The 13,425-nt window shown below is 58.3% G+C and carries 10 protein-coding genes; 4 read left to right on the top strand and 6 right to left on the bottom strand.

Going from position 1 to position 13,425, the window contains the following annotated elements:
• The gene (gene ccoO / locus DGA31_RS11965; protein WP_109512672.1) at window positions 1-609 is read right to left on the bottom strand and encodes a cytochrome-c oxidase, cbb3-type subunit II; all 609 of its coding nucleotides are present in this window, start codon (window positions 607-609) and stop codon (window positions 1-3) included.
• A complete protein-coding gene (gene ccoN, locus DGA31_RS11960; RefSeq protein WP_056840272.1) occupies window positions 606-2,051 on the bottom strand; it encodes a cytochrome-c oxidase, cbb3-type subunit I in 1,446 nt (481 codons plus the stop codon). Before ccoN ends, ccoO begins: the two co-directional genes overlap by 4 nt.
• 598 nt (window positions 2,052-2,649) lie before the next feature.
• On the opposite strand from ccoN, the gene DGA31_RS11955 reads away from it, so the two are divergent.
• From DGA31_RS11955 to DGA31_RS11950, 3 genes are all read left to right on the top strand, one after another.
• Complete coding sequence (locus tag DGA31_RS11955; RefSeq protein ID WP_109512671.1) at window positions 2,650-3,543, top strand: manganese catalase family protein; 894 nt, start codon at window positions 2,650-2,652, stop codon at window positions 3,541-3,543.
• 10 nt (window positions 3,544-3,553) lie between these two features.
• Window positions 3,554-3,724, top strand: coding sequence for a hypothetical protein (locus DGA31_RS29795; RefSeq protein ID WP_153811673.1), 171 nt, complete (start codon window positions 3,554-3,556; stop codon window positions 3,722-3,724).
• 144 nt (window positions 3,725-3,868) lie between these two features.
• Window positions 3,869-4,534 carry an alpha/beta family hydrolase gene (locus DGA31_RS11950; RefSeq protein WP_109512670.1) on the top strand — a complete coding sequence of 222 codons (666 nt, stop codon included), beginning with the start codon at window positions 3,869-3,871 and terminating at the stop codon, window positions 4,532-4,534.
• 4 nt (window positions 4,535-4,538) lie between these two features.
• On the opposite strand, the gene DGA31_RS11945 is transcribed toward DGA31_RS11950, so the two are convergent.
• From DGA31_RS11945 to DGA31_RS11935, 3 genes are all read right to left on the bottom strand, one after another.
• Window positions 4,539-5,000, bottom strand: coding sequence for a hypothetical protein (locus tag DGA31_RS11945; protein WP_109512669.1), 462 nt, complete (start codon window positions 4,998-5,000; stop codon window positions 4,539-4,541).
• 85 nt (window positions 5,001-5,085) lie between these two features.
• On the bottom strand, window positions 5,086-8,034 hold the full coding sequence (locus tag DGA31_RS11940) for an Ig-like domain-containing protein (protein WP_109512668.1): 2,949 nt from the start codon (window positions 8,032-8,034) through the stop codon (window positions 5,086-5,088).
• A gap of 53 nt (window positions 8,035-8,087) precedes the next feature.
• Window positions 8,088-9,926 (bottom strand): hypothetical protein, encoded by a 1,839-nt coding sequence (locus tag DGA31_RS11935; protein ID WP_109512667.1) that lies wholly within the window; start codon window positions 9,924-9,926, stop codon window positions 8,088-8,090.
• Window positions 9,927-10,269: 343 nt separating this feature from the next.
• Here DGA31_RS11935 and DGA31_RS11930 point away from each other — a divergent pair, with 343 nt between their 5' ends.
• The gene (locus DGA31_RS11930; RefSeq protein ID WP_109512666.1) at window positions 10,270-12,474 is read left to right on the top strand and encodes an autotransporter outer membrane beta-barrel domain-containing protein; all 2,205 of its coding nucleotides are present in this window, start codon (window positions 10,270-10,272) and stop codon (window positions 12,472-12,474) included.
• A 68-nt stretch (window positions 12,475-12,542) separates the two neighbouring features.
• On the opposite strand, the gene DGA31_RS29995 is transcribed toward DGA31_RS11930, so the two are convergent.
• Entirely contained in the window at window positions 12,543-13,130 is a 588-nt protein-coding gene (locus DGA31_RS29995; RefSeq protein ID WP_109512665.1) for a hypothetical protein, read from the bottom strand.
• Between the last annotated feature and the right edge of the window lie 295 nt (window positions 13,131-13,425).

Genomic DNA, 13,425 nt, shown 5'->3' with positions numbered 1-13,425 from the left:
TCACCGTTTGCTCTTGATGTGCACGCCCAGGCCTTGCAGGTAGGCCACCAGCGCATCCAGTTCGGTCTTGCCCTGCACGGCCTTCTCGGCGCCGGCAATGTCGGCATCGGTGTAGGGCACGCCCAGTGTGCGCAACGCCTGCATCTTGGTCGCGGTCTGGGTGGCGTCGACGGGCTTGTGGGCCAGGAAGGGGTAGGCCGGCATCTTCGATTCGCGCACCAGGTCCCGGGGGTTGATCAGGTGGATGCGGTGCCATTCATCCGAGTAGCGCCCGCCGATGCGTGCGAGGTCGGGTCCGGTGCGTTTGGAACCCCACAGGAATGGATGATCCCAGACGCTTTCGCCGGCCACCGAATAATGGCCGTAACGCTCGGTCTCGGCCCGGAACGGGCGGATCATCTGCGAGTGGCAGCCGACACAGCCGTTGGCGATGTACACGTCGCGGCCTTCGAGTTGCAGCGCGGTGTAGGGCTTCATGCCCTCGACCGGCGTGTGGGCAACGTCCTGGAAAAACAGCGGCACGATCTGCGTCAGCCCGCCGATGCTCACCGCCACGACCATCAGCAGGGTCAGCAGGCCGATATTCTTCTCGACGATGTCGTGCCTCATCGCGGCGCTCCCGGCACGCTGATAAGCGCCGTTTGCGCCGCCACGTGCGGGTCGCCAACGCGAATCGTGCGCCAGGTATTCCAGGCCATCAGCAGCATGCCGCTGGCAAATAAAGCGCCGCCGATCAGCCGCACCACATAACCGTTGTGGCTGGCCACCAGGGTGGCGACGAAGCTGTAGGTGAGGGTGCCGTCGGCATCCACCGCCCGCCACATCAACCCTTGGGTAATGCCGTTGACCCACATGGCGGCGATGTACAGCACCGTGCCGACGGTCGCCAACCAGAAATGCGCATGGATCAGCGTGATGCTGTGCATGGCCTGGCGGCCGAACAGCGGCGGGATCATGTGGTAGGTGGCGCCAATGGTGATCATCGCCACCCAGCCCAGGGCGCCGGCATGCACGTGGCCGATGGTCCAGTCGGTGTAGTGCGACAGGGCATTGACCGTCTTGATCGCCATCATCGGGCCTTCGAAGGTCGACATGCCGTAGAACGCCAGGGCCACCACCAGAAAGCGCAGGATCGGGTCGCTGCGCAATTTATGCCAGGCGCCCGACAGGGTCATCATGCCGTTGATCATTCCGCCCCAGCTGGGCACCAGCAGAATGATCGACATCACCATGCCCAGCGACTGCGCCCAGTCCGGCAGCGCGGTGTAGTGCAAGTGGTGGGGGCCGGCCCAGATGTACAGGGTGATCAGTGCCCAGAAATGCACGATCGACAGGCGATAGGAGTACACCGGCCGCTCGGCCTGCTTGGGCACGAAGTAATACATCATGCCCAGAAAACCCGTGGTCAGGAAAAAGCCCACGGCATTGTGCCCGTACCACCACTGCACCATCGCGTCGGTGGCACCGGCATAGATGGAGTACGACTTGAACAGGCTGACCGGCAGCGCCAGGTGATTGACCACATGCAGCATGCCGGTGACCAGGATGAACGCGCCGTAGAACCAGTTGGCGACATAGATGTGCGAGGTGCGCCGTTGCGCCAGGGTGCCGAAGAACACTGTGGCATAGGCGACCCAGACGATGGCCAGCCAGATTGCGATGGGCCATTCCAGCTCGGCGTATTCCTTGGTGGTGGTGTAGCCCAGCGGCAGGCTGACAATGGCCGAGGCGATCACCGCCTGCCAGCCCCAGAAGGTGAACGCGGCCAGCCGGTCGCTGAACAGTCGCACTTGGCAGGTGCGCTGCACCACGTAATAAGAAGTGGCCATCAAGGCACAGCCGCCGAAGGCAAAGATCACCAGGTTGGTGTGCAGCGGGCGCAGGCGGCCGAAGGTGGTCCACTCCAGGCCGAAGTTCAGTTCGGGCCACACCAGTTGCGCGGCGATGAACACGCCAAGCCCCATGCCCACGATGCCCCAGACCACCGTCATGATGACGAACTGGCGGACCACCTTGTAGTTGTAGGCGGTCGGGCTGATTGCTGTAGTCATTGATACCGGTTCCGGACTTCTTGGCAGGTGATGGGGTGTGCTTGCCGCTCGGTGGCCCCCGCACCCGACAGTGACGAATGGGCGCTATGGAAATTTTGCTCGCGTCCGGCCCGGGCTTTTTTCAACGCCGATGGCCAGGCGCAGCAGGTTTTCCCCCCTCTGGGTCGGGTGCAGACAGTGGACTCATTGCCTGGGGCACGCAAGCTTAATGCCGAACCCTCGGCGAGGGAAGTTATCGGCCAGTGACATAGCGCCACAGCGCTTACAAGCGAAGCGGTAGCGTGCTTTTCGCCGTCGTTGTCAGGCGATGGCAGCTAATAGCCACCTGTTACGTTCGTCGGCTTTTGATGAAAGATTGCTGAACATCATCGCGCTTCTGCCCCTCAACTATTGCGTCCATTGCACGCAGGACGATTTGAAATCCACGCTTTTCATGGAGAAATCAAGCATGGCCACGTCACCGCGCACCCCGCTTCACGGTCTTTTCATTCACACACTTTCGAATGTCCACAGCACCGGGCAACGCGGCAACCAGGCGGTGATTCCCGGCCACGCTTGAACACTGACCGATACCTGATGACGAGAATGAGGAAAGAGCATGTTCATTCATAACAAGCGTCTGCAATACACGGTTCGCGTGGCTGAACCCAATCCGGGCCTGGCCAATTTGCTGCTCGAACAGTTCGGCGGTGCCCAGGGCGAGCTGGCGGCTGCCGCCCGCTACTTTACCCAGGGCCTGAGCGAAGAAGATCCGGGCCGCAAGGATCTGCTGCTTGACATTGCCACCGAAGAACTGAGCCACCTGGAAGTCATCGGGTCGATCATCGTGATGCTCAATCGCGGAGCCAAGGGCAAGATCGCCGAAGGCGTCGAGCAGGAAGGCGAACTGTATCGCTCGCTCAATGGCGCCGGTAACGACTCCCATATCACCACCCTGCTGTATGGCGGTGGGGCGCCGCTGGTCAACTCGGCCGGCGTGCCCTGGACGGCCGCGTACATCGACACCATTGGCGAGCCTACGGCAGATTTTCGCTCCAACATCGCCGCCGAAGCGCGGGCCAAGATTGTCTATGAGCGGCTGATGAACGTGACTGAAGATCCGGGCATCAAGGATGCACTGGGCTTTCTGATGACACGGGAAATCGCCCACCAGTTGTCGTTCGAAAAAGCCCTGCACGCCATCCAGCCGAACTTCCCGCAGGGCAAGTTGCCAGGCAAGCCGGAATTCAGCCGCACCTATTTCAATCTTTCCCAGGGCGAGCCCACTGTGCGCGGCCCCTGGAACGGCGAGGAGTTCGACTATGTCGAGAATCCACAGCCGGCGGTCGACGGCGGCGATGGCCTGGCCACCGTGAACCTGAGTGCCGAAGACGAACAGACGCTGATGAACATGAAGCTGCGCACCCGATCCGACCCGGCCAGCCTGCCGCTGACCGGCGCCGAACTGGGCAGTGGCCTGGTGCAGGGCAAGACCCCGGACGAGTCTTTATAAGGAGCCTGCCATGCGCAAGAACACCTTCACGTTACTGCGTACCCGGCGTACGCACGACACGCTCGATAAATCATTACGGACCTTCAGTCTGCAGGCGATGGAAATGAAATCGGTCTTCAGGACCACCCAGCTCGTTCATCAAGTGCGCGGCCTCAACCTCTGGCCGTTGCTGAACGACTGACCCCCAGGCTTCATGCGAGACCTTGCCCGCAGCGATGCGGGCTTTTTTGTGCGCGAACGATGGGCGAGCCGTTGTCTTGCTGTCAGGCTGTGCCGATCGGCAAGGCGATAGGCCAGACGAGTCATCATCAATAAAGAGGCAGGCATGAGTAACAGCCAACACACCGCATGGGCGCACGCCAACGGCTGGCTATGGACGGCAGCCGTCGCGCCGCAGGCGCAGTCACCCGTGACCCTGATCCTGGCACACGGCGCCGGTGCGCCGATGGACAGCGGCTTCATGAACACCATGGCCGACCTGCTGGCGCAACAGGGCATCAACGTGCTGCGTTTCGAGTTTCCCTACATGGCGCAGCGGCGCACCGGAGGCAGCAAGCGCCCGCCCAATCCGCAGGCCCAGTTGCTTGAGCACTGGCGTCAGGTGCATGCGTTGGTGCGCGCCCATGTGCCGGGACGGCTGGCCATCGGTGGCAAGTCGATGGGCGGACGCATGGCCAGCTTGCTGGCTGATGAGATTTTGGTCGATGCGCTGGTGTGCCTGGGGTATCCATTCTATGCCGCCGGCAAACCGGAAAAGCCCCGGGTGGCGCACCTGGCCGGGCTGCAGTGCAGGACATTGATCGTGCAGGGTGAGCGTGACGCGCTGGGCAACCGAGAGACGGTGCAGGGCTACACGCTGTCGCCCTGCATCGAACTGCACTGGCTGCCCACCGCCGACCATGATCTCAAACCGTTGAAGGCTTCCGGCCTGAGCCATGAGCAATGCCTGGCGCAGGCCGCTGAGTGCATCGCCCACTGTTTGCAGCCTTGAAGCGTCATGATTCGCACTGCACCGAAAAACGACCCCGGTTGACCTCGAAGTCAACCGCCGAAATGCCGAAGTCGAAGCGGCCTTGCACGCGCCCATGCCGAGGATCGACCGCCAGCAAGGTCAAGCTGCCGCTCTGCAAGTGGGCTGAATGGTAAATCACGCTTTTCGAATGCGGTGCCTCGTTATAGACCACCCTGATCGGTGAGTCGCCCACCAGCGGGTAGGTGCCCGGCGCAAGGTCGCGATCAAAGAACAGACCGATACTGGTGCGCCGTTGGCCGACCTTGCCTTCGGCGATGATTTTCCAGATCCAGTGGTCGGCAACCTGCGAAAGCTCGGGCCGCAGCATCAACCGTCCAGTCAGGGAACTGACCTGCAGGGGCTGGCCATTGATGAAGGCCCGAAAATGATCACCCGCCTGTGGGGTGGGTAACGCTTGGCCTGAGATGGGGACGAGATCTGACATGGCGTAAATCTTGATTGGATGCGATGGTGAGAAAGGCGCTGCCACAACGGCAGCGCCCCTGAAATCATGGGTCAACCTGTTGTTTCTAGCGGATCGCGACAGCCAGGGTGGCCTTGTTGTGCAGCAGCTTGGACTCCACACCTACGACCAGGTTTTTCACCGCGTACCATTTCCAGCCGACCAGGTTCTGGGTGGCCACGGTCGAGGACCAGTAGATGGCATTGCCCATCGGCCAGCGATTGCCATAGGCGGCATGGATCTCGCGCAGCTCGTTGAGCGAGCACAGGCGTGCACCCTGACTGGCTGCCGCATTCGACATCGCGGTAAAGCTGCCGCTGCCCAGGCCTATGCAATGGATAACACCGGTGACGCTGACCTCGTAGCTCAGGGTTTCGCCACGGCTGTCACTGACCTCGATACGGGTCGTGCCTTTGCCGCGCACCGTGACCAGCCCGTTGCCATCGACCCTGGCCACCTGGGTGTCCAGGGCTCGATAGGTGTAAGGCGCCTGGCCTCCTTGAGCAATGCGTTGCACTGTGGTTCCGGCCGGCAGGGTCGGTAGCAGGTCCGGGTGACCCGGGATCAGATACACCTTGCCGCTCAGGGTCACAGGCGTGGTATTCAGGATCAGCCCCTGATACACCGACAACCACAAGGGCGCCGACTCGACCTGCCGGCCTGCGCGCGACACGGTGTAGAGCACGGTGGCAGACTGGCCACTGCTGGCCACGATCAGGGCCTTGGGCACGTTGAACAGCAACTCGGCAGCGCTGCCCACCACTTGTTCCACCGTGTCGTGGTTCGACGCGCCACGCCATTTCACCACCACTCGGTCTTGCGGGCCCATGCCGGGGTAGCGTACGCGGACCGTTGCGCCGGACTCGGGGATCTGCGCAGGCACCAGCACCCCGTCGGCACCGACGGTGTCCATGCCGGGGGCCGGCAGGCTGTCCAGGCCCTGACGAATCTGTAACTGCAAGGTGTCCGAGGTCTGGACCTGGCCGTCGACCCGGTTGACCGTATAGCTGATCGCCACCGTCTGCCCGGCATTGGCAATCACCAGGGCATACGCGAACACCAGTTCCAGCGCCTTGCCGGCCTCGGCCTCGGTGATCAGTTTTTCCTGACGGTCACTGCCCTTGGGGCCTTCCCACTGCAAGGTGACCCGATCGCCGGCGCGCAACTGGGCACTGGCGTCGACTACGCCGGTGGCGCCACGGGTGGCCTGGGCGGGGTCGAGGACGTTGCCCTGGGCTTCCTTGATGCGGGGGGGTGGGAGCGGCGGCAAGGCCTTTGACCTGACAGTGAGGGTCTTTTTGATAGACACCGCTGTACGACCCTCGCGTTGCACGTCGTACCAGACCTCGACCGTGCCATTGAGATTGGCTACTACAAAGTTTTTCGGGACTCTGAAAATCACCTCTTTGTTGACCGTACCGCCATTGATCACAGTATAGGTGCTGTAGGAGCCTTGGGCGGTGCGTCCATCCCAGCGCACGGTGACCTTGTCGCCCACGGCCATGGCCGGGTAAGGCAGCACGCGCACCACGGCTTCAAGCACTACATCGTCCGGGTCCAGTACGCCGTTTTCATCGACCTTGTCCACGTTCGGGGCTGGCAAGGGATTATTACTGTCGATATCCACCAGCAGATTGAGTACCGGCGACTTGAAGAAATCCCGCTCATGAGTGGTCACTGTGTAATGCACTTCCAGTGTCCCGCCGGCCAATGCAACGACCTTGTCATCGGGGACCACGAAAGCGAGAGTCTTGCCGACATCATCCTGATTGAGGTTCTTGAGTTCCTCATGCGTGACAGTGGTGCCGCTGGCGGTCTTGCCCATCCACACCAGGGTGACGTCATGCCCGTCGGCCATGAAGTAGTAAGGCGGTATTTGCACCTGGACATTGCGTTGGGTCGGGTCGAGCAAACCGTCCACAGCTGCAGGCACGATGGGCAACGCCAGTTGCTGAACCTCGCCCAGAATGCTCAATGGCAGGCTTTTGGAACGCAATTGCGCACCCGAGGCCTTGCTGACTGTGTATTTAAAGCGGGCGCGGCCCTGGGCGATGGGCTGAAACTGCGCGTTCGGAATCAGGAACTCGATGAAACTGCCCGGGATGCTGACGGCCTTGGACGCTGTGTAGGGTGCCAGCGGTATCCCCTCGGCTGTATTGCGTTCGGCAATGAAGTTGATGGTGTCGCCGATCTCGATATCACGATGCGACAGCACCAGGGTCTGCACATCGGCACCGGCCAGTTTGTCCAGGTCCAGCTCCATATTGGGCGCTTGCGGTGCAATCGGTGCCGGCAGGGTGGAGTTGCCGGCCTCGACCTCGACATACGTCGGGAAGGAAAACCGCGACCAGTTGTTGACCACATCGCGCAGGTCATAACGCACCACGATGTTTTCCGAGTCGCCGGCTTCGATCACCGTTTCCCTCGGGATATCAACCACCACCGCGCGCCCGACCTGTTCGGCGCGCAAGGGTGGCACCTCGATTTTGATGCCATGCCAGTACACCGAAAGCACATCGCCTTCGACCATATTCTCGTAAGCCTGAACCGTGACCGAGACACCCTCCGGAGAAGTGATCAGGCCTGGAGGGTTAACGATGGGCAGCGCCAGGTTTTCGTTTTCATAAGGCGTGCCCGGGTCAGGGTCACGGCCACCGGGGATGGAGAGTTTGACGGTGACGGTGGTGCTGGGGGAGTGTTCGGGAATGCCGCCCGGAAAAGGCGTATAGACATACCGAACGGCAGGCGTGCCTGGCGTCAGCCAGCGGGTATCGACATAGAGCGAAAACATACCGTTGGTGTCCGGAGCGTCCGGGGAGTGTGTATAAGAGTCAATAATTTCTTCATTGTCGCCCCAGTAAAGATCGAGACGATCTCGTTGGCTTAGAAGCAAAGGACCAATCAGGACTTCAAGAGGTTTTGACGGATCCGCTATGTCAACATCGCCGATACCCTCGGAGTAATGGCTGAGAATATGGGGGGCAGGCAGTAGGGTTGAAGGCACCAACGCATTCATTTTATGAGTTCCTTGATGGGAAAGAGGGGAGCGCTTATCCCCTCTCTAGAAAGTTAAAGGTTGCAGACGCCGCCATGACGCATGTCAATGAAAATATTGACACGCTTGGAGTTTCCTTGACCGTTATCACTTCGAACCTGGAAGCTGGCTTCGATATGGCCAAAGCAATGCCGTGCCAGAATGTCGCGAGGCACAACCAGGTTATAACCGTTGTCGACTTCATTTTGAGTCAGGCTTGCCGAGGTGTGCGACCACTCAAACTTCTTGGTGCCGCCTACGAGACTGTCATACGCTTCATAGTTGAAGACAATGACATGCCCTTCTTCGATGTTGATATACGGTTTGATGTAAATCGGTGTGCCTTGAGCACCGTTTTCACGGTCAATGGCTCCGCCCGCATTAAGGTTTGTGAACTCCGGTGCGTCCGGACCATCGGGGCCGCCCGGAAGTTCATCTTTGGATTGAACGACAATGCCTTGCTCCAATGAGGTGGAGGTGTTTGGATTGCCAGTGGCCGTCACCGTGTAGTACACCCGAATATCATTGCCAGTGCCGACCGGTTTGAACAGCGTGTTCAGCGCGGTCAGAAGCAGAGGGCGGCCCGCAATCACATCCGTATTGGTAATGACGTAGGGTTGTTCGAGTACTTCGGCGCCACCCCAGTAAACGGTAATGATGTGTGAGGCCTTAAAGGAGGGATTCCAATTGATCAGAATCGTGGCGTTCAATTCAAAGTCATTGACGTCAATAAAGTTGTCGGCATTGCTCGGTGTGCTGCTGCCACCTCGAACAGTTGGTGTGTCCGGCATGCCGGGCACAGGCAGTTCAATGTTGACATTGACTTCAAGCTCAATGGATACACCGACGACCTGGCCGCCTCTGATAACGTTGTATTTGAGTGAGCGAATGCCGTCTCTGGCGGCTTCGATGGTGGCGTACGGCACATCGAAAAAAAGAATAAAAGGTTCTTCCAGATCCTCTGGTGCAACGGGTACTGGCCCGAGAGACTCGGTCCCCCAATGCAGCAGAATCTGATCACCTTCTGTCACCAGATCGGAGACAGGAATCTTGACCTCGACACCAGCACGGGCGTCGGCATGGTCGATGAGGCCATCGTAGTTATCAATCACCGGAGGAGGCAGGTCAGGCGTGATTTCGGTCAGAAACAGCGGAATGGTCACTTTTCCCGAGTCAGCAGAAATATTGCCTGCCCGGTCGGTTACCGTGTAATAGGTGGCGCCTGCCGGACTTGGCAGGCTGGTCAGAAAGGCCTTGGTGAAAACAACATCAATCGACTGGTTTTCATCTTCTTCACCGGTCAGCGTAATCTCGGGGCCTGCTACGCCGCCCCAATAAGTCTTGATGACGTCGCCTTTTTTCAGGCCGGAGTAGCCGAAAATACGACCCGTCAGGACATCGCCCATATCACGCAGTTCTTCAGCCGTCAGGCCGTCTTTGGCTTGTTCCGGAAAATCCATGTAACCCAATTGATGGGTGCCTGGAGGCGTCCGATCAACCACGATAGTCATGGAAGGAGAATGAGAGGGGATGCCACCCGGAAAGCCGATGACTTCATAATCTAGCGTATAAGGCCCGTCTTCTTTCAATTCGCTGTCGACGGGGATGTGCAATTGCAGAATAGTGCCTACGGGAGGCACAGTTTCGAAAATCTCTTTAATGCCTACTAATTTTCCGTTGAGGCGTAGTTGATAACTGTCTTTTGGTCGTGCACCTTCCCAGAGTGCAAACTCCACAACCACATCAGTCTCAAGATCAATGGTCTTGATCAGGCCGTCGCCAGGGTCGGCAACCGAGACAGTGGGTAGGGTCAAGTTGTTATCTTGGTTGGTTCGAGGGCTGCGAGCAATGCGTTCGGTTTGTAGTGTTTTCATTGTGTTTCCGAATGATAGTTTTAAAAAATATAGGGCTCAGGCGTCCATTAAGTAAAGGCTTGATGTTGCAATACAGCGCCTGTGAAGGATGGAGTGCAATGGCTCTCATCTGCTAATTACGTAATAGCACTGCTCCTTCGATGTCAATGGGGATGGTGTGAAAATAACTATTTTTTTGAAGCGCTGACTAAAGATTGAGCAGTCGGTCTGTAAGACGGTTTTTTGCTGTAGGACATTTGCATGCGTTTCTTAGGAAATGGACTACATAATTCTGTTTTGTAGGACCGTCTGTAGGGGGTTTCTGATGAGCAGAATAGGGGCTCGTTAGCGTGGAGGTGAGTGCATGTTGGGGCGTAAAGGTTTTGGTTTTTTGGGTTGGAAGTGTCAAGTGGGTATAGGGGCTGTGGCAGGCCTGGTGTGCATTCCCGTATTGGCGCAGCAGAAAGAAGAACAGAAGATTATCGATAATGAGGAAGTTGTAATTGGTGCGTCTGATCCAGCTTATTCCTACCGGGTAAACAATAATTCTCGCTTTTTGGCCAGTCAGGCGACGATCACTAGGTTAGTGGCGGTTGATTCAACTGTCCTACTGACTGAGGGGACGGTCGTTCTAAAAGGCGCAAGCGTAGAGAGCGCGCGTGAATTGCAGGTAGCAAGGTCTTTTGTTCGAAATGATGGAATTGTGGGGTTGGCGATTCTTAATGTCGCTAAAGCCAGTATTTCAGACAGTGAGCTGGCAGGACTTGGGGCAGGGTTGGCGGCTGATAAAAGTTCGGCAGTACTGGTTAATGTCAAAGCAATTGGTCGTAAAGATAACGATGACAACTGGTTGGGCTGGGGGCTGGGAGTGATTGGCGCAAATGTGGAAGTCAGGTCGGGCAGTCATATTTTGGGTGATACCTACAGCGTGCATATTACACAGCCTGATTTTGATCCTGCGAAAGCTGACAGCCATCTGCTTGTCGATGCTTCTCGTCTTGAAGCCTTGGGCGGTGCAACAATCAGGGTTGAAGGTCGAGATGGGTTTACGCATAGCGCCGAGATAGATATTCAGAACCAGTCAACACTGCTGACGGGCAATGGCAACCTGCTGGAGAGTCTGAGCAATACCACGACCCAGTTCAGGGTCGACAACAGCATTCTCACCGGCCACCTGGTCGCCGATGACACCAGCACCCTGAATGTCACGCTGCAGAACCAGGCGCGTCTGACAGGCAATATCGTCAACGGCAACGAGCTTTCCATCCATTCCGGGGGGCATTGGACAATGGTGGATGACAATGCCATCAAGTCTTTGACCCTGGACCGGGGAACCGTGGATTTTGGCGGCGGGGACTTCAAGACCTTATCGCTGGATCACCTGACCGGCAGCGGCACCTTTGCCATGCGCATCGACCTGGACCAGGGCGATGGCGACCTGCTTGATGTACAGGGGCAGGCCTACGGTCAGTTCGGGCTGCGCATGCGCAATACCGGTACGGAAGTCATCTCGCCTGAACTTGAACCATTGCTGCTGGTGCACACCGAAGGCGGAAATGCGCAATTCAACCTGGTCGGCGGCCGGGTGGACCTGGGCACCTATTCCTACCAGCTGGAGCAACAAGGCAATGACTGGTTCATCGTGGGTGAAAACCGCACGATCAGCCCCTCGACGGCCAGCGCGCTGGCGCTGTTCAATGCCGGGCCGACTATCTGGATGAGCGAACTTTCGACTTTGCGCAGCCGCATGGGCGAGGTGCGCACCACAGGGCTGGGCGGCGGCTGGATGCGCAGCTATGGCAATCGCTTTCAGGCCACCACCGGCGACGGCATCGATTACAAGCAGAAGCAACAGGGCTTCAGCCTGGGGGCGGATGCACCGGTGCCGGTCAGCAACGGGCAACTGTCGCTGGGGGTCATGGTCGGTCACAGCCAATCGGATCTGGACCTGAGCGCTGGCACCCGTGGTGAGGTGGGCAGCGTCTATGTCGGCACCTATGCCACCTGGCTGTCGGATCAGGGGTATTACCTGGATGCGGTGCTCAAGCTCAACCGCTTGCGCAACAAGGCCAAAGTGGCGATGAGCGACAGCACCAAGGCCAAGGGCGACTATGACAACACCGGTTTTGGTGGCTCGGTAGAGCTGGGGCGGCATATCAAGCTGGCGGACGACTGGTTTGTCGAGCCTTATGCGCAACTGGCCGCCGTAACCCTCAAGGGCGAGCGCTATCGGATGGACAATGGCCTGCAAGCCAGCAACAGCCAGACGCGTTCGATCCTGGGCAAGGTGGGTACGTCGGTGGGTCGCGACATTGCGCTCAAGGACGGCGGGGTGTTGCAGCCTTATGTGCGCGTGGCGCTGGCTCAGGAGTTCTCGCGCCACAACGATGTCAGGGTCAATGACAGCCGCTTTGACAATGATCTGTCCGGCACGCGGGCTGAGGTGGGGGCTGGCGTGTCGGTCTCGCTGTCCGAGCGTCTGCAACTGCATGCCGATTTCGACTACATGAATGGCAAGCAGGTGAAGCAGCCTTGGGGGACCAATGTCGGGCTGCGCCTGGCTTTCTGAGGTGACTGAGTGAAAAAAGCCCCCGGCGAGCGATCACCGGGGGCTTTTTATGGGTTTAACAGATGCCTTTAGGGGGTCTTTTGGGGTTCGACAAGCACCTGCACAAAGGGCGATGTACCGATCAGCTCTTCGGCACGCCAGACCTCATAGTACATTTCCAGCCGGCCGTGCTGCTCAAGGCCGATGGCTCTGTAGTCAATACAGGGTGACCAGACGGCGTGGTGAGCGATCGTGTCATGAAACAGGGTGTTCGAGCACGTGTGAGCGCCCCAATGCATGACGATGACATCTTCGCGGCGCATCATCGGCGAGCCGGGAATCAATACGGTGACGCCGGCCTGGACCTGCGCCTGGCTGACCGATTCGGGATTGGCGTTAGCGAGACGTGGTGGCTTGAGGCTGATAGAGATCTCCGGCAGATTCAGCAGTGAGCGAGGGGCGTCCAGATAGCGCTGAAGGTAGAGGTCGACGGGTTTTTCTTCTTCCTCGTCCTCGTCCTCATATTCAAATGTCTGCTTTTCTTCACCTTCACCTTCACCTTCACCTTCACCTTTCGCTTCTTCCTCTTCTTTACCTTCGTTTTCGTTTTCGTTTTCGGGTTTTATTTCAGGTTTTGGATTGTTGGTTGGCTCGTCTGCCGGGGGTGTTTCTTCCATGGTTGGCTCACCTTGTAACTATCAAAGACTTTTTCATTAAAGTGATTGTTCGTGCAAAAACGTCAGTCAATGCTTTTAAGTGTGCTGGCTTGAGCGTCGGGTGGCTTGAATGCAGGCAGGCCCGTGTAAAGGTGTTTTTCGGTCAAAAGCCTAATGCTCCTGTCAATCGCTGGATTTAAGGCGTGTCACCTGCGGGGTCGCAGGCAGGCTTAGTTTAAATTGGAAAATCCTCTGTGGTTGACGCTGCTGAAATACCAGAGAATTCGTACAGGCAGTTTACGCAATGTCCCGCACT

It is taken from the genome of Pseudomonas ovata, from assembly GCF_003131185.1.
Lineage (GTDB): Bacteria > Pseudomonadota > Gammaproteobacteria > Pseudomonadales > Pseudomonadaceae > Aquipseudomonas > Aquipseudomonas ovata.
This window is presented reverse-complemented; position numbering and strand designations above follow the sequence as displayed.

What these genes read in the sequence shown, in the direction of transcription:
- ccoO (WP_109512672.1), bottom strand. Translation starts at nt 609, where the DNA reads ATGAGGCACGACATCGTCGAGAAGAATATCGGCCTGCTGACCCTGCTG.
- ccoN (WP_056840272.1), bottom strand. Translation starts at nt 2,051, where the DNA reads ATGACTACAGCAATCAGCCCGACCGCCTACAACTACAAGGTGGTCCGC.
- DGA31_RS11955 (WP_109512671.1), top strand. Translation starts at nt 2,650, where the DNA reads ATGTTCATTCATAACAAGCGTCTGCAATACACGGTTCGCGTGGCTGAA.
- DGA31_RS29795 (WP_153811673.1), top strand. Translation starts at nt 3,554, where the DNA reads ATGCGCAAGAACACCTTCACGTTACTGCGTACCCGGCGTACGCACGAC.
- DGA31_RS11950 (WP_109512670.1), top strand. Translation starts at nt 3,869, where the DNA reads ATGAGTAACAGCCAACACACCGCATGGGCGCACGCCAACGGCTGGCTA.
- DGA31_RS11945 (WP_109512669.1), bottom strand. Translation starts at nt 5,000, where the DNA reads ATGTCAGATCTCGTCCCCATCTCAGGCCAAGCGTTACCCACCCCACAG.
- DGA31_RS11940 (WP_109512668.1), bottom strand. Translation starts at nt 8,034, where the DNA reads ATGAATGCGTTGGTGCCTTCAACCCTACTGCCTGCCCCCCATATTCTC.
- DGA31_RS11935 (WP_109512667.1), bottom strand. Translation starts at nt 9,926, where the DNA reads ATGAAAACACTACAAACCGAACGCATTGCTCGCAGCCCTCGAACCAAC.
- DGA31_RS11930 (WP_109512666.1), top strand. Translation starts at nt 10,270, where the DNA reads ATGTTGGGGCGTAAAGGTTTTGGTTTTTTGGGTTGGAAGTGTCAAGTG.
- DGA31_RS29995 (WP_109512665.1), bottom strand. Translation starts at nt 13,130, where the DNA reads ATGGAAGAAACACCCCCGGCAGACGAGCCAACCAACAATCCAAAACCT.